This is a genomic window from Pseudomonas sp. R3-41, from assembly GCF_054161485.1.
In genome coordinates this window covers 889,535-906,764 of the sequence record NZ_CP096421.1, presented here as the reverse complement: position 1 = coordinate 906,764, position 17,230 = coordinate 889,535, and the positions used below count along the sequence as shown (strand labels likewise).

Here is a 17,230-nt window from a genome sequence, read left to right as displayed (position 1 = left end):
GTCAGAATATCTGTCGACCCTTGCAGACGAGACCTACCATGCGGATTATCCAAGCAACCCTGGAACACCTGGACCTGCTGACCCCATTGTTCGTCAAATACCGGGAATTCTACGGCTCACTGCCCTACCCGGATTCGTCCCGAGCCTTCCTCGAAAAGCGCCTGCGCCGCAAAGAGTCGGTGATCTACCTGGCCCTGCCCGATGACGACGACAACCGTTTACTGGGGTTCTGCCAGCTCTACCCGAGCTACTCATCGCTGTCGCTCAAGCGCGTGTGGATCCTCAACGACATCTACGTCGCCGAAGACGCCCGCCGCCAGCTGGTGGCCGACAACCTGATCCGCACCGCAAAAAAAATGGCCAAGGAAACCAACGCCGTCCGCATGCGCGTCTCCACCAGCAGCAACAACGAAGTCGCGCAGAAGACCTACGAATCGATTGGGTTCAAGGAAGACACCGAGTTCAAGAACTACGTGTTGCCGATCAGCGAAGATTTGACCTGATGACCGCGGACTGATCGTCCCCACGCTCCGCGTGGGAGCGATCAAACCTCTGTGGCCGAGTGAAACCCCTGTGGCGAGGGAGCTTGCTCCCGCTGGGCTGCGCAGCAGCCCCAAAACCTGAGCACGCGGTACATCAGGATGACCGCGATGGCTGCTGTTGGGACCGCTTCGCGCTCCAGCGGGAGCAAGCTCCCTCGCCACACAAGACAGCCTGCGCCAGCACCCATTACAGACCCAACAACCAAAGCCCTCCCTTAGCACCACCGTCCTTGTGACGGAATGAAACTTCGTGGCCGAGTAACCCCTTGTGGCGAGGGAGCTTGCTCCCGCTGGGCTGCGCAGCAGCCCCAATCCCTGAGCATGTGGTACATCAGGATGACCGCAGTGGCTGCTGTTGGGACCGCTTCGCGCTCCAGCGGGAGCAAGCTCCCTCGCCACAAAAGCGGTCCGAGCCACGCCTCATCCAGGCAATCCCTCAGAAATCCCCAGCTACAAACTCCCCCCGCACTCCCCCCGCCCCACCGTATAATGCCGCTCTTCCCAGCTTGTAAGAAAAAGCTACACACCCTGTAGCCATACTCAAAGCCAGACCCACCCGCCTGCCGAGTCGGGCCGCCACCACAGGTGCCATACATGGATTTCAACCCCCTCGACCTCATTCTGCATCTCGACGTCTACCTCGACATGCTGGTGACCAACTACGGGACGTGGGTCTACGCCATCCTGTTCCTGGTGATCTTCTGTGAAACCGGCCTGGTGGTCATGCCGTTCCTGCCCGGCGATTCCCTGCTGTTCATCGCCGGCGCCGTCGCCGCCGGTGGCGCCATGGACCCCGTCCTGCTGGGCGGCCTGTTGATGCTCGCTGCCATCCTCGGCGACAGCACCAACTACCTCATCGGCCGCACTGCTGGCGAAAAACTCTTCAGCAATCCCAACTCGAAAATCTTCCGCCGCGACTACCTGCAGCAAACCCACGACTTCTACGCCAAACACGGCGGTAAAACCGTGACCCTGGCGCGTTTCCTGCCGATCATCCGCACCTTCGCCCCCTTCGTCGCTGGCGTCGGCAAGATGAACTACCTGCGCTTCTTTGGCTTCAGCGTCCTCGGCACCGTCCTCTGGGTCGGCGGCCTGGTGACCCTCGGCTACTTCTTCGGCAACGTACCCTTCATCAAGCAAAACCTGTCGCTGCTGGTGGTGGGCATCATCCTGCTGTCGCTGCTGCCGATGATCATCAGCCTGGTACGCAGCAAACTGAACCAGCGCGCCTCGAAAGCCCAACCGCGCTGATCGCCATGTGGTCCCTGAGCAACTGGCGCCGCCGACGCACCCTCGCCAAACACCCCGTGGCCGAGGACACCTGGCAGCGGGTGCGCCAACAATTGAGCTTCCTCGACGGCATCAGCGCCGCCGAGGACCAATGGCTGCGGGAAGCCTGCGTGCTGTTCCTCCACGACAAACACCTCACCGCCCTGCCCGGCGTCGAATTGCACCAGGAACAACGCCTGCTGCTCGCCGCCCAAGCCCAATTGCCACTGATGCACCTCGGCGACCTGAACTGGTACCAGGGCTTCCACGAAATCATCCTCTACCCCGACGACTTCCTCAGCCCCCAGCGCTACCGCGACGCCAGCGGCATCGAACACGAGTGGGACGGCGAACACAGCGGCGAAGCCTGGCCCCAAGGCCCGATCATCCTGGCCTGGGACGGCGTCATGGCCAGTGGCGGCTGGGACGGCTACAACCTGGTGATCCACGAACTGGCACACAAACTCGACATGCTCAACGGCGACGCCAACGGCCTGCCACCGCTGCACGCCGACATGCGCGTCAGCGACTGGGCCGAGGCCATGCAGCAAGCCTTCGACGACCTCGACCGCCAACTCGACCACAACCCCGACGCACAAACCGCCATCGATCCCTACGCCGCCGAAAACCCGGCGGAGTTCTTCGCCGTCACCAGCGAATACTTCTTCAGCGCCCCGGACCTGCTGCACCAGGCCTATCCACGGGTGTATGAACAGCTCAAGGCGTTCTACCGCCAGGATCCATTGGCCCGGCTGCGGCAACTTCAGGCCGAAGATCCGGTCTATCAGGCGTCATACTAAGGTCTCTAAGACCCTGGTAACGTGGCAACAGCGGCCGAATATGCCTATAATCGCCGCCACTTTTTGGTCAATCCGACCAGTCATTTGGTCAACTAACGGGGGCACCGCCCAATGAGCTACAGCAAGATTCCGGCTGGCAAAGACCTGCCGAACGACATCTACGTCGCAATCGAAATCCCGGCCAACCACGCCCCGATCAAATACGAAATCGACAAAGACAGCGACTGCCTGTTCGTTGACCGTTTCATGGCCACCCCGATGTTCTACCCGGCCAACTACGGTTACATCCCCAACACCCTGGCCGACGACGGCGACCCCCTCGACGTGCTGGTCGTGACCCCTTACCCAGTGGCCCCAGGCTCGGTCATCCGCGCCCGTCCAGTCGGCATCCTGAACATGACCGACGACGGCGGCGGCGATGCCAAAGTCATCGCAGTGCCACACGACAAACTGTCGCAACTGTACGTCGACGTGAAGGAATACACCGACCTGCCACCGCTGCTGATCCAGCAGATCGAGCACTTCTTCGCGAACTACAAAGATCTCGAAAAAGGCAAGTGGGTCAAGATCGAAGGCTGGGCCGGTGCTGATGCCGCCCGTGAAGCGATCACCCAATCGGTTGCCGCCTACAAAGGCTGAGACCGAACTTAAAAAGAACCCCGGTTAGTACCGGGGTTTTTTATGTTTGGACCCTGCTTAATACGGTTTCGTATTAATAGCGTTTAGCCACGTTTACATTGCCAGTTTCGATTCCCGCAAACGGAAAGATCATCTTATAAATTCACACGACATGTTTATTGCCCAAAACATAGTCGTCTCTAAACTTTCCGTTTATGAAAATACTTTCCAGTGGCGACCGCTTCAGAGCCCTCCTCAGAGAAGCGAACATCCGATCCGCCGACTTCGCGAAGTTGTACGGCGTGAAATCCCAACACGTGAACAACTGGTTCAACCGTGGCATCCCGCCCGGACGCATCCACTCCATCGCTAGCCTGCTGACCGTCAGCCCGGAATGGCTCGCCCGCGGCGAAGGCCCACAAACGCCATTGGGCCTCGGCCCCGGCACCACCTACGAAGCCGCCGAAAACGACGGCGTCTACAGCGTGGCCGAACCCACGGACATCGAACTGCCCTTCTACAAGGAAGTCCCCATCGCCCCCGGCGAAACCAAAACCCACATCGTCGAAATCCCCGACCAATCCATCCGCCTGCCCCGCAGCCACCTCGAATCCCTCGAAATCGACCCCAGCGACGCCATTTGCATCACCATGGTCGGCGACAGCATGGCCGAACGTATAGAAGACGGCTCCACCGTCGCCATTGACCGCGGCTTGACGCAAATTGTCGACGGACAAATCTATGCCCTCGAACATGACGGCATGCTCCGCATCAAATACCTGCATCGCATCCCCGGCAACCGACTGCGCCTGCGCAGCCATAACAGCGCCGCCTACCCCGACGAAGTCTTCAGCGCAGAACAGATCGACAAGCAACACATCCACGTCATCGGCTGGGTGTTCTGGTGGTCAACCCTCAACAAACAGAGACCGCCGGTGTTTGACTAACCCACCCGAACGGGCAGACAAGCAAAGCTCCTTACGCTGAGGAGCTTTTGTGTCATGCAGCTTCTGTGGCAGAGAGCTCTTGTGGCAGAGAGCTCTTGTGGCAGAGAGCTCTTGTGGCAGAGAGCTTTTGTGGCGAGGGAGCTTGCTCCCGCTGGGCTGCGCAGCAGCCCCCTGCTTTTCTATCTGAATCACCGATAACCCAATGATTCCACACCACTTACCACTGGGCTTCCAAAGAAAACCCGCGTATCCTCCGCCCCACATTTGCGAGCCCACGCCTCGCACCGACAAGGCAGATCACTTTCTGACCAAGTCCCACAGCCGGCCGCAAGAGCCGGATGTACGTTTTGAAGGCTGGTAAGGTTTGTCAAAAACGAGCTGAATCAGTCAACGAGAAGCCGGCCATAAGCCGGCTTTTTTATGTCTTTTGGAAACTACCCTCATCCACTAAAAAGCGCGAAACCTTGTTAGATCAAAGGTTTCAGCCTACGTGTATTCCTGTGACGTCCGCCTTCATCCATCGTCTTCCACAGCCAAGTGGGAGATCGAGTGGGGGACCAGAGGGCCGAAAAGATGGGCAAGCTGACCGCAAAGAATGTCGAAAATGTGATCGAGCCAAGAACCTACGAAAACAGTGAAGGGCTGCGCCTTATCGTCAAAACTACGGGGCCAAAAAACTGGGTGTAGCGGTTCAGCTACACGACAAACGAAGAGAGGTAGGATTGGGTAGCTATCCGAGAAACCAATCCTAACGGCTCGTCATTTTTCCAGCCACGCATTTGACATTGTCATTTTTTTATACTAAAAATCTGACAATGTCGAAACCGGAATTCACTGGGGGCTGGGCAAATGAGCGATGGGCCACACAGAAGCTTGAAGTTGCAGAAGCCATGGAGAGAGCTGGCAAAGCGTGCCGACCAGGACGCCTACGATACTGCCCAGATAACAGAGGCGACGATTCATGCTGTCGCTAGTGACTTCAAAATGGAGGTTAATTGGTCATTAACGACCGCCTTGAAAGCGGTGTTCTCCGGCTTTGATAACTCTCTGGGGATGCGCGAAATAGCGCTAGCACAACTTGAAGATGCGAAAACTCTGGCAGCCGCCTCCGTTTTTGGCACCAACCTAGTTCAGTGGTGCATTGCCCTTATTCATGAAGGGAAATTTGGAATAGAAGCCTTTTATGAAGCCGTCGGTCTTGCGGCCAAAGATCGGTGTCACGCCAACATACGATCGATCGAAGAACACTACCTTCGCGACTCGAATCAGCAGAGAGCAGATCGTGTTGGTAAGAGACTTCAGAGTGTAATTTCTACTTTCTCAGAGGCCCAGTTCGGCCTGGATCTCGTAGGCCTAGGGCCAGCCAGAATCTCTCCCCCACGGAAAAGGACCGGCATTGAAGACGGGGTATCGCTGTGATGACTATCGTTCCGCCTAAGGGGATAACTGTAGATGTACTCGAACCAGACACTCAAAAACGACCAGATGCTATTCCCTGCTACATCGGGAAGAACATCAAGTTCGACCTCGAGAACCTGGCAACCTTCTCGTCCCATGACAAATGGGAGCCGGTGACGCATGACGCGCTACTCGTAGCGGCGGCAGTCGAATTTTGCGATCGCGTCCTTGTACGCAGCTCCATGGGATGGGGTAGACGGTTCACTGTGAATGTTCCAGTACACGACGTTGAAAGGTGGTCGAATAACAAAGTCGATCGCGCGCTAGTCAACGCACTGAACCTACTGACTGGCGATGACTGGCATTTCAACTTTCGACCTCGAAAACAAGCTGCAGAAATACCGCGCCAAGGTCTCATAACTTTCCCGTCCGACGTTGAGGCTGTGATCGCGTTCAGTGATGGGATGGACTCACGTGCGGTCGCAGAAATTGAAAGCAAGCGTCGAGGGAAACGCCTGATTCGTTTGCGAATAGGGAGCAAACAACACGACATAACCAAAAAGGAGCGCCTACGCATTCCATTCACAGCCATTCCCTATTCGGTCAAGCTTGATGATGGGAGAACGGCCGAAAGAAGTGCGCGCAGTCGCGGATTCAAGTTCAGCATTGTATCCGCAATTGCGGGATACCTGATCGCTGCTCCTATGGCCATCATCCCCGAAAGCGGACAAGGTGCACTTGCACCGGTTCTCCTTCCTGTTGCACATGGATATGAGGATTATAGAAACCACCCTGCCTTCACCAAGCTCATGGAGCGCTTTATAGAAGCACTGCTTGGCTATCAATTCCAGTACACCTTTCCCAGGCTCTGGATGACGAAGGGCGAGACCCTTCGTGAGTTCGTCGAAATCTGTGGTGATAGTGCGGATTGGGTAACGACTAGGTCATGCTGGCAACAATCAAGACATGCAGCCGTCTTAGGCGCAAGACGACAATGTGGAGTCTGCGCGGCCTGCATTCTTCGCCGCCTTAGCGTTCATGCTGCAGGATTGCAGGAGCCACCAGAGAATTATGTGTGGGAATCCCTAGATACCCCTACCTGGGAGGCAGGGGCAGCAAAAGACTTCAATGGCGTTACCAAAGCCTTGCGACAATATGCCATCGCAGGGGTACTTCACTTCGAGCACCTTGCATCGATTCGGGATTCTTCGCAGTACGAACTGATCAAACGCCGCAGGTCGAGCGAATTGGCTCGATCTTTGAACGAGGCGCCACAGGCTGTGGCGCAGAACCTGGACAGGTTCTTGCAGCAACACACCAAGGAGTGGTCAGCTTTCACGAACGACATGAAACAAGGGTCGTTCGTGAGGAAATGGATAGATGGCATATCATGACCAAACTAAACTTTGAACTGAGTCCGGCTGTACTGGGCGAACGGCTAAAAATCGCGCGCGAAACTTCGGCAGTGACTCAAGAGGCAGCAGCCAAGGCAGTAGGCTTTGCAAGAACCACTCTCGTCGCTATTGAAAAAGGGAAGCGATCTGCAAGGCTTGACGAAATTCAAATGCTCAGCCGCTGCTATGGCGTGTCTGTAAATTCACTACTACGTCAAGAAGCTATTCATGTAGACCTTGTTCCCCGCTTCCGCTCACTGCCAGATACCGGTGATGCAGGTATCAGTCACGCAGCGCAAATATTGAACGATCTCGTTAGAGCTGAAGTAGAACTTGAAAACATTCTCGGTGCTCGGAAATCTTCAAACTATCCGGTCGAAAAAACCATTTTGCCCGGTGATGTACGCAAACAGGCAGAGCATGATGCTCATAGCCTCCGGAGTTGGCTCGGGCTCGGTGAGAGTCCCATACATGACCTATTTGCTCTCCTAGAGATGCAGCTTGGAATTCGTGTCTACACCCGTAGACTTGAATCCAAAGTATCTGGGCTGTTTGCCTACGACGACGCCGTTGGCGCCTGTATGCTGATCAATGCGCGACATCGGAAGGATCGTAGGACTCAGACTGGGGCCCATGAGCTGGGGCACTTTATAGCGACGCGTCGCCAACCTGAGATTTATCAATCCGACAAGTATGAGAATTCGCGTGAAGAACGGTACGCGAATGCCTTCGGCAGCGCTTTCCTAACGCCAGCCCGTACTGTCATGGAGAAATTCAAGGAAGTGACCATTGGATCAACCCACCTAACTCGCCGGCACATCATCCTGCTCGCGAACTTCTTTGGCGTTTCACGCCAGGCAATAGTGATGCGGCTTGAAGAGTTGGACCTGACGAAAAAGGGAACGTGGGATTGGTTCGTGGATAATGGCGGCATTACCGACGAACAAGCTCAGCAGGTGCTAGGCTCAAGGGCCGACGATTCGATAACTACGGATGCAGAGCAATCATCAAGACTTTATTTGTTAGCTATTGATGCTTGGAAGAAAGATCTAATCAGTGAAGGGCAATTGTCCGACATGCTTAAGCTCGATCGGGCGAAGGTACGCGAGTTACTTGATGAGGCAGAAGAGGATGAGGTTGATGACCTTTTCAAGCTTCCTTACTGACCAAGATAGCACTCTGGTTCTCGACGCCAGCGTCATAATAAATCTGCTCGCGACTGGTCATGCCCGCGCAATACTGCGAGCAGTCCCGGCGGCTATCGTAGTAACTGACAATGTCGTACGCGAAATTGGGCAAGGGGCAATTAACGGACGAGCTGAGCCCAAACAGCTTTTGGAGTTGATTCAAGATCAAATTTTGAAGAGTGAAGAACTTTCAGGTGTTGCATTGCAGCATTTTTTTGACTTGGTTTCCGGCAACACTGCGACCTCGCTCGGAGACGGCGAATCCGCCACGCTCGCGCTAGCGCATAGCGCTGATTTCACTGCGGCCATTGATGAAAAAAAAAGCGACTCAAATTTCCTCCCAACGTTTTGAAACACTGCGACTCATTACAACAGTCGATATTCTTGCTTACGAGCCCGTGCGTATTTCAATCGGAGATAAAGCCTTAGCCGTTGCAACGCTTCAAGCGCTGAAACACGCCAGAATGCAAGTCCGAGACAGCCAATTCGACTGGATTGAAAAGGTGATCGGACGCGAAAACGTAGGTTTATGCCCAAGCCTTAGGAGGCTTGCAAAGCTTAAGCTGGCAGGGCGTCGCAGTGTTAACCAGTAATGCTGGGCCGACCTATACAGCTAATTTTTAGCTGTATAGGTCTGAGACTTCAGCCAACAGAGGGCCGCACTAGAAGAAACAAATTTCTCTTTGCTCGAGTAGCAGCAACGTGCAGCAGACATCTTTCAGAAGTTTCAGTGTCTTCGGTTACCCCGGCATCTTCATCACGGCTAAATTGCCCTGCATAAGTAGTGGCTCCCTTGTAGGCGGCAACAATCACTACGCTAAATTCAAGCCCCTTGATGCGGTGCATAGTGGCTAGACGGACGCCCAATAGTGCCGAATCGTCCGAGGTTGCGTTATCCAGTTTCAAGTGAACAATATTGGCTTGCTGCAGAGCTCTAGCAATGTTTTCCAGATCCTCGTTAGTACGTGCGGTGATGCAAATCTGTCGAGGCTCCATGCCATCGTCCTGCAGTTGTTTAAGGATCGCTTGTATATGCGGCATATCCTCATTAACGGAAGACGACTCGATGATATCCGGCACATCACCATGGGTAAGCGAACGGTAACCACGCAGAGAATCCGCGTTGCCATCCAAGTCATCGACAGTACATCCTTCGAGCTGAGCGCAGGCCCATTGACGGATTTCGTCGGTGGTTCGGTAATTCACCTTCAGGTTACGGCTTCGGCCGCGAACTTCGATACCCACCCTGCTAAGCACGACTTTGTGCCGGTAGATACGCTGGTGAGCGTCACCAACAATAAACAGGTCGTTTTCGGCTTCCTTTACTGCAGTACGAATAAGCTCAAAACCTGCGTTGCTAATGTCCTGAGCTTCGTCCACCACCATAGAGCGAATACCCAGTGTGGGCTGCTCCTTCACTAACAACTGAGAGGCCTCACGGAAGGCTTCTTCAGGCTCGCGCAAGTTGGCTGCTTGCAGTTGGGCCCGGTATTCGGCAAACACCGGCCAGATAGACTTACGCATCGCACGGCCAAGCTGACCGCCGCGGCCTACTCGACTGGCACGCATATAGTCCTCAGCAGTTTCGCAGGCTTGAGGAAGCACAACCCGCTCATATTCAGCACGCATGAACGGTAAGCTGAGATCAACTGACGCCGGCATCGCCGACATGGCTGCTTGCCAGAAACGGCGACGGTCACCTTCGTTGTACAACAGGTTATGTGGGTAACCAAAACGACGCAGAAGACTGGAAGCCCATTGATCTAGGTTTACCACCTGAATTTTCTCCAACTCCTGCGGTGTGCACAGCAACGCCAAATGTTGGCGGATGTCCTCAGCAAGTGTTTTGGTGAACGTGGTAAACAACACCGGACGACCAGGTAAGTCCGAGTATTGTCTGGCAAGTCTTGCAGCACGATGCATAGCCACAACGGTTTTACCAGTACCTGCGCCACCGGTCACCTTCACAGGACCATTCCAATCGCGCTCCACCAACTTACGCTGGCTTGGGTGCAGGAATACCCTCCAGTGCTCTAGAGGTGCGGCTAGTAAAGCTTCCAGATCGCTGTCATCAGTCAGCACCACGAAATGACGCCGTGAGCTGTCGCGCTCAAGCGCAGCCCCGAAGTCTGCAGGGTCGACCGACTCCGGCGCGGATTGATCATTGATGATTTTGTCGAAAGGCTCGCCGGCAGCAAACAGATACAACGCTTCGTATGCCTCATCTGGCAATTGTGCTTCCAATGCCTCAAGCTCGCCTTCATTAGTTACGGCGCGTACCGCTTCCAGCCGGTCGTCAGGTACGCCCAGACGACGAATCTCACGATCTTTGAGTGCATCAAACAGGCCTGCTACTCGTACATCAGCCGGTGTGTCAGATGACGTCGTGTCAGCAGCTTCCTGCACTGCATAAACCTGAATACTGCCAACATCCGGGTGGATCGCGACTCGGTGGCGACGCGCCCAGTGATAGGCATCGTCATGCTGATCGACCCACAGCAAGCAATACACGTTGCCCACATCCGGCTTGAGTACAATGCCCCGCATATTGTCGTTGATCCGAACCGAACGCATGTTCGGATCGGCGGCATCATGAATGCGCTCATAATTGATACCGGTCGCCATTGGGTTCTGACGAAACTTTGCAACGAAGGTCAGCACTGCCTGCTGGTGGGAGCGGGGAACTGCTGAAAACGACTTCAAGAAGTCATCGGACATTGCAATCTTGAGTGCCAGCGTCATGCCAGTGTCTCCATCAAAAGGGTTCTCAGCTCATCAGGCAACTCACTGCCGTCAGCGGTGAAAGAATGCCAACCTTGGCCAGCAAAAAGCGCAGCCTCTGCTCCACAATCTGGCAGTAGTACGGCGGTACGAACATCTGGCCAAGCCAACTCAGCTTCTGCTATTACGCGGCCTTTTTCGTCCATCAACTCATAGCCCACCTCTGGAGCGGTCACGTCCAAACCAGCCAGAGCCAAGCCCCAAGTCTGTACCTCATGAGCAACCAAACTCAGCGCTTCCTGCCAGGCCTCAGACAGCCCGCTGGATTTCGCTTTGAGCGCAGAACAATCTCGCAGCGCAGGTAACCCTGGCATTTCAGCGTTACCAACCCAAATCTGACTCAGCGGCAACAATAAGTTAAGTGCCTGCCAAAGTTGCTGCCAGCGTAACTGAAGCTCGCTTTCGGGCAGGCCATCTTCTTTCCACTCGCCAACCAAAACAGGCTCAGAGTCTGCCGAGCCATTACCCGTCATCACTTGCTTCAGATGCTCCGGGTGCATGGCAATAGCCAGCATCCAGGCCGTACCGAGCTGACGCAGGCTCAACCTATGAAGTTGCAAGTCAGGTAGCAGATCTAGCTCATCCAAGCGCTTCCAAAAAGCCCCTTCGCGCAGGACTTGCAGCGCGGTGGTGTCCCCCGACGGCATCAACATTCCCGTTGCTAGGGAGACGGCCAATTTACTGAACGCTTGGTGTTGCCCGTAGGCTAAACGCTGATGCAGCTGGGTAAAAGACGGCAGCGACTTGAAATTGGAGAGTGTGGCGATGCCCTGCGCTGCGCAGAGTATCTGCACAACCTTCTGCGGATCATCATTAAGCAATGTTGGCCAAGGCGATGGTGTAGGTAATACCTGGTTTTGCAAAGCGCATTCGACATCATCCCAGGTCAGCGTCCAGACTGAGAACTTCCCGCTCTTAACCACCGCCATGCGTTTGGCCAGATCGGTAGTAATGCTGTCTTTGTGGTACTGCCAACCATCTACAAAGACCGCCACGGGCAGGTCGTCGGCGGCATCGTCTGGCCAAAACACGAAGTCAGGCTTGCACGGAATCAACACACCATCGCTGGCTCCCAGATTGACCTGCAACTCCATCCGCCAGCGACGCAAACCAGCCTGTATCTGATAGCCCGCCTTGCCTTTGAACAACAGCTCACTCAGCTTGAACTTCTCACCTTCATGCTCACGGCGCAGCGCTTCGACAAACCGCTTCTCCAGCATGCTGTCCAGTAACTGGTTAGCTGGCTGCGCGTCGGCCAGATGGGTAACAGGCTTCAGTGCTCCCTTGTATTGCATCACCTCGCCCAACAACTTCTGTGCTGTACGTCGCGAGATAGACTTACGATCATTACTGTTGTGATAGCGGTACACGCAGCGATAACAGCCATCGGTGTCCGCATTCTGGTTGCAAGTACAGCTATTGAGGGCTTGCAGTGCAATGTCGAACACTTCCAACAGCGGTTCCGGCGCGCGCATCAATTCCTTGAGATAGCCGGTGCCACCCGGCACGCTGTCGTAGATCACCAGATAACAACGCGGCGTATCTGAGCCCGCAGCCATACGCATATCTAGGGCAATACGCAGATGGTCCACTGCTCCCCTAAAACGCCGCGCCAACCCCAACTCCAGAGCCGACACAAAGCTCAGCAGGGCCTCGTTGGTATCGGCAAAACCCACCTCGGGCAAAAACAGACGAATGCCCTCACTAGTGAACTCACGGTAGAGGAACACGCATTGCTGCGTGCTCGCCTCGGGGTTCTTGCGCTTCGCGCACCAGGACGAATGGTTGCGATACAGCTCCTCGGCCTTGCGCTTGCGCTGCAAGGTGCCGCACTCGGGGCAGATGCTAAAACCAGGGCGACTGAGTTCCTTCCCGCCGATCTCCATCGGCATGCCTTCCGCTGACTGCTCGCCAAAGTTCACTTCGCGAAAAGTCACTCGATCAAGAAACTCGAAGCCGAAAGGAAATGTCTGCTCGTCAATCACAAAAGCCTGACGCACCGCATCAGGCGGGCTATCCACCAAAGCCTGGCGCACATAAAAGCCGCGCTGACGCTCATCTGAGTCGTCAGCAATACGGCTATCACGATCCAGCGTGCGGGCAAATACCGTGGTCAAGCGCAGCATCTCGTGTACGCGCCCACTGTCGCGCCACAGCGTATCGCCACATCGTGGGCAGTTAGGGTGTTGATCACCTGACGACAGCGGCTCGGTATAGGAGCACTGCCTACAGAAACGCCAGTGCTCCGGCTTGATCTTCGATACGTCGATCTGGTTGATCACCACCCGCCGACCTTCGGCATAAAAGGTGTTGTTCGGTGCCAACTCAGTGATGGCCGTTGATCCAGGTCGCTCATATTCGAAGGTCAGCGGATCAGGAGCGGATGTTCCAGGCTTTGAATCGCGCACAATGATCGAGCGCAACAGCACACCTTGCTCCGGGAACGCATAGTTGGGTAGCAAGCCCTCATCAGTCAGCACATTGAGCGTAGCCTTACCCTCAATGCTGCCAATCAAACGCGAAAGCGCAGTTCGATCCTGAAGCAGTCGTGCTAACTCCAGATCCTGATCCTCACCACGCACCGTCAATGCCTGCAGCTTATCGATCTCCTTCACTGCAGCCTCACGCTTGCGCTTGATGCTTTCAACATCACTTGCAATGCCCTGCAAACGGTTGACGATCTTGTACGCCAACGGGCTGCTATCACCGTTGCTGCCCTGAATGAAATTAGCGAGCCATTGGCACGTACCGTCGCTCAAAGGGCACAACTCCCCCTGATTGAATAAGCGCAGGAACCGCTCCAGTAACGATGCCTGGTGCTGTTCCACATAACTCAACCAAGGGTAAGGAAACTTGCTGTTGGTCTGATTATTGATCGCGGTGAACACCCCACGAATTTCCTGAGGGATCTGCGCCGCCCGTCCGTTCTCATGCACCCAGCAATCCAAAGTGAACGCTGTAAGTTGACGTTCAAGTACCGCAGAGGCGTTAAGGAAAACCCCAGGTGCCTGCACGGAACCTGCAATCATGGTTTTCGGGTCATCCCAGAAATATAAGTCATGCGGCTTGCTGGTCGCCATGCTCATCAGCAAGGCATTACCCGTGCTACGCCCTGCCCGTCCTGCTCGCTGAATGTAGTTTGCCTGCTGTGGAGGAATCGAACATTGCAGCACACTGGACAAGTCGCCGATATCGATACCCATCTCAAGAGTGGGTGTCGCGGACAGCACATTAATGCCCCCGGGGCGATCACTGTTGGATTTAAAGTTGCGCTCTACCGCCTCGCGCGTTTCTCGCGGCAGTAAACCAGTATGCTCGTGCGCCACTACCCGCCGAATATCCGCATTCAGGTAGAGCTTGCGATAAAAATCACCGGGTACATCTAGTGCGTGCAACTCGCCCCGACAATCGACACGGCGACACGCTTGCTCAGAAAAATCATCCTCTGGACCAGAGAGTGTGGTGCTGTGGCAGCTGGCACACCGCCACACCTTGCCCCCCAAGATAACGTGGAAAGCAGAGGGCTCCAGCCCCCATACACGGATATCCGGTTTCTCGGTGGCCTCCTCAAAACCTGCTAAGCTAACGCTTTCCAATGCCTCAAGAGCAAGCCGATAAAGCGGTGCAATCAAGGCATCCGTGCCCAGCGCCAGTTCATGCAAAGCAGGCAATGCCTTGAACGCCCAGTCGCTAAACAAACGGGCATGGCTCTTAGTTACACTGACGCAGCGACCAAACTCTGCCAGTGTCAAAAACCTCGGAGGCCGAGGGCTGGTTAGAAGCTTAAACTGGCTTGGATTCTTCTTATACCCCCAAGGGCTGCTACCCATTCGCGCATAAAACCCTAGCTCCTGATCACGCCAAGCCCCGATGCGCTGCATGTTTTCCAGTAGCCCGCGCAGTAAAACAACAACTTCGTCCAGCTGCGCGGCGGCTAACGGTTCAAGCGTGTCACGTAGACGTGGCAACAGCCATTGAGCGGCTTCGTCTAACTTGCCTGCAAGTGGCACTACGCAGGCAGTTCCCGTCGCTACCAGAGTACGACCAATATGAGCATCCTGGCCAAATTCTGCATTGAGCACCCAAGGCAACACCCTCGCCAACTCGCCAGGTAGGTTGCTGCTTTCAGGCAGCGCCCCCTCTTCCATCAGAGTCTCGTAATCACGTAGCCACTGCATTTGCGGCGGCAGGAAGTTAGCAATGTAATGACCATCACCTAGCGCCATGCGCCAACGTTGCGCGAATGCTGTTGGCAAATTTTCCAATGTCACAGGTCGCCCAGCTGCATAGGCATCAGCAATTACCTGCGCCAACGCCGGGCGTAAGTTCATTCGCCAGGTTCGTGCGGCAAGGAACCCTGCACGATGCGCCGCATCCTGTACCGAGTCAGAGAAAGCAATCAGCTTCTTGTCTGGATTGAAGCGCGTTGCAAACAACTGTCCCACCATCACTGCAGCCAGACTGGCCGCTTGCGAACCAACAATCGTCAGCGTTTTATAACCGGCACAGAAAGGACAATCATGGTGCGACTTGGTGTACTTCGCGCCATTGCGCGTACCTTCACGCAGGTTGCTGGCAATATCTACAGCCAGCAAAGGCTGATCCTCACAGTGTGAGCATTCGGTTTGCGATGCCTGATGCAAGGAGCCGCAGGCAGGGCATACCTGCTTGCGCTCGAACACCGCTGGGTTCGCCCCCGCACTGGAAGGAAAGATAAAACGGGTACTCACATCCTCGGCGAAGAACGCGCTGTAAAACGCCTGCAAATCATGGGTGAGTTGATTGGGGCTGATCTTTTGCTGCGTAGAACCCCAGCCGGTGGCGTGGCACTCGCGACAATGGATCACCGGCAGATGCAGCCGCTCCATATCGGTTTTACGTAAGTCATCGTGATGCCGAAGCTGCGGCTCAGCATCCAGAACAGCCACCATGCGGCGCAGCTCACGTAGCCAGATTTCCACCTTCACCTGCAAGAAAAAGTTCTGATGTGCATCCTGGCGTGCATGCGCCACCAACGACAGCAGACTAGACAACCAAAGCAGCGCAAAGCGCTCATCATCGCAGCTCGGCAAACGGCGCTTGAGTAGTACCAACAGGTCATCCAGCAACACGGACTTTGGTCCAAGACGCTCCAAGTCACGCAAAAGATTCTGGAAGGCAAAGTGGCTCTTCAGGTGCTTACCCAATCCACAGCGCCAAGCAAAATCCTCTGCCTGCGTGACCGAGCAAGGCTCACCGAACCACAAGGGTGCTTGGGCCGCCAGATAGGCATGCAGGTCGTCATAGTTCTCGGGTGCCAAGGCATCCAGATCTCTGGGCTGCGGGCTTTGGGTGAACTCAACCAGGGCCTCAGCGAGATAATCCCCAACCGACTCGCGGTCCTCGGCGATAACCGCACTGTCATCCAACACTTCACCAAACACATCACCAGCAAACGCCAGCAAATCGCTAACCCCATCGTCGCCTAGCGTTGCCGAAGTACCGACGCACACCAACTGGCCCGGTGGCGCATTCAGCCGCCCCTTGAGGCGGCGAATCAGACACGCCAGATCAGTACCCTGCGCACCATCAAAGGTATGCAGCTCATCCACCACCATATAACGCAGCGTATCCGGCTGCTGATGCGCCCACAAAGGGGCATCTGCTGCACGCAGCAGCAGAAAGTCCAACATTTTGTAGTTGGTCAGCAAAATATCCGGTGGATTTTCACGCAGGACATTGCGGTCGGTAATCACCGAATAACTGCCGTCACTCAATTGGGCGACCGTTTGCGACTCGACAGCCGGTGCATCGCCCACATACAAGCCTGCACGAATCCCACTAAGGCCAGCGGCCTTGACGATTTCCTTGGCCACGCGCCCAGATTGGTCGCTGGCCAAGGCATTCATGGGATACAGGATGATCGCCTTGATGCCACGCCGCCCCTCGGCACGCGCTACACGACAATGCTCAAGGATCGGATATAGAAAGCACTCGGTCTTACCCGACCCCGTGCCCGTTGCCACCAACGTGGATTGAGCCTCTGAGCCTGCCAGCCGCACAAAAGCCTTGGCCTGATGTGCATGAGGCACAAAGCTCGCGGGCAACCAAGGGAAAGCCGGTACACCACCATTCAGTTGCTTGCGAAATGGCAATGGTAACGTCAGATACGGCCCTTTGAAGATATTGCTACGCTCAGCCAAAAAGCGTTCGAGCAAGCCCTCAAAACCAAAAGTAGTGGAGGGAAAAGCCGTACGGAGAAAGTCCGCCACGCCCTGAGTGACTTGCTGGGCGACAATAAGTGGCTGCATGCGC

Annotated in this window: 11 protein-coding genes; 9 read left to right on the top strand and 2 right to left on the bottom strand. The window is 55.3% G+C overall.

The features are described from left to right. Window positions 1–38: 38 nt before the first annotated feature. From M1D99_RS04055 to M1D99_RS04015, 9 genes are all read left to right on the top strand, one after another. The gene (locus tag M1D99_RS04055; protein ID WP_186706590.1) at window positions 39–503 is read left to right on the top strand and encodes a GNAT family N-acetyltransferase; all 465 of its coding nucleotides are present in this window, start codon (window positions 39–41) and stop codon (window positions 501–503) included. 633 nt (window positions 504–1,136) lie between these two features. Beyond that, on the top strand, window positions 1,137–1,793 hold the full coding sequence (locus tag M1D99_RS04050) for a DedA family protein (protein ID WP_305491160.1): 657 nt from the start codon (window positions 1,137–1,139) through the stop codon (window positions 1,791–1,793). A gap of 5 nt (window positions 1,794–1,798) precedes the next feature. After that, entirely contained in the window at window positions 1,799–2,611 is an 813-nt protein-coding gene (locus tag M1D99_RS04045; RefSeq protein ID WP_458131415.1) for a M90 family metallopeptidase, read from the top strand. 111 nt (window positions 2,612–2,722) lie between these two features. Next, complete coding sequence (gene ppa, locus M1D99_RS04040; RefSeq protein WP_186613746.1) at window positions 2,723–3,250, top strand: inorganic diphosphatase; 528 nt, start codon at window positions 2,723–2,725, stop codon at window positions 3,248–3,250. 194 nt (window positions 3,251–3,444) lie between these two features. Beyond that, window positions 3,445–4,176, top strand: a complete 732-nt coding sequence (locus tag M1D99_RS04035) for a LexA family transcriptional regulator (RefSeq protein WP_458131414.1) — start codon at window positions 3,445–3,447, stop codon at window positions 4,174–4,176. Window positions 4,177–5,055: 879 nt separating this feature from the next. Continuing rightward, on the top strand, window positions 5,056–5,595 hold the full coding sequence (locus tag M1D99_RS04030; protein ID WP_458131413.1) for a hypothetical protein: 540 nt from the start codon (window positions 5,056–5,058) through the stop codon (window positions 5,593–5,595). After that, window positions 5,595–6,968: a 7-cyano-7-deazaguanine synthase gene (locus M1D99_RS04025; RefSeq protein WP_458131412.1), complete on the top strand. Its 1,374-nt coding sequence runs from the start codon at window positions 5,595–5,597 to the stop codon at window positions 6,966–6,968. Before M1D99_RS04030 ends, M1D99_RS04025 begins: the two co-directional genes overlap by 1 nt. Then, window positions 6,965–8,134 (top strand): ImmA/IrrE family metallo-endopeptidase, encoded by a 1,170-nt coding sequence (locus M1D99_RS04020; RefSeq protein ID WP_458131411.1) that lies wholly within the window; start codon window positions 6,965–6,967, stop codon window positions 8,132–8,134. Before M1D99_RS04025 ends, M1D99_RS04020 begins: the two co-directional genes overlap by 4 nt. Next, entirely contained in the window at window positions 8,109–8,507 is a 399-nt protein-coding gene (locus M1D99_RS04015) for a hypothetical protein (protein WP_458131410.1), read from the top strand. Before M1D99_RS04020 ends, M1D99_RS04015 begins: the two co-directional genes overlap by 26 nt. A gap of 290 nt (window positions 8,508–8,797) precedes the next feature. Here the strand turns inward: M1D99_RS04015 and M1D99_RS04010 are convergent, their stop codons facing one another. Together M1D99_RS04010 and M1D99_RS04005 are read right to left on the bottom strand one after the other, a co-directional pair. Continuing rightward, window positions 8,798–10,897: a UvrD-helicase domain-containing protein gene (locus M1D99_RS04010; RefSeq protein WP_458131409.1), complete on the bottom strand. Its 2,100-nt coding sequence runs from the start codon at window positions 10,895–10,897 to the stop codon at window positions 8,798–8,800. Beyond that, window positions 10,894–17,226 (bottom strand): DEAD/DEAH box helicase, encoded by a 6,333-nt coding sequence (locus tag M1D99_RS04005; RefSeq protein ID WP_458131408.1) that lies wholly within the window; start codon window positions 17,224–17,226, stop codon window positions 10,894–10,896. Before M1D99_RS04005 ends, M1D99_RS04010 begins: the two co-directional genes overlap by 4 nt. Window positions 17,227–17,230: the final 4 nt, after the last annotated feature.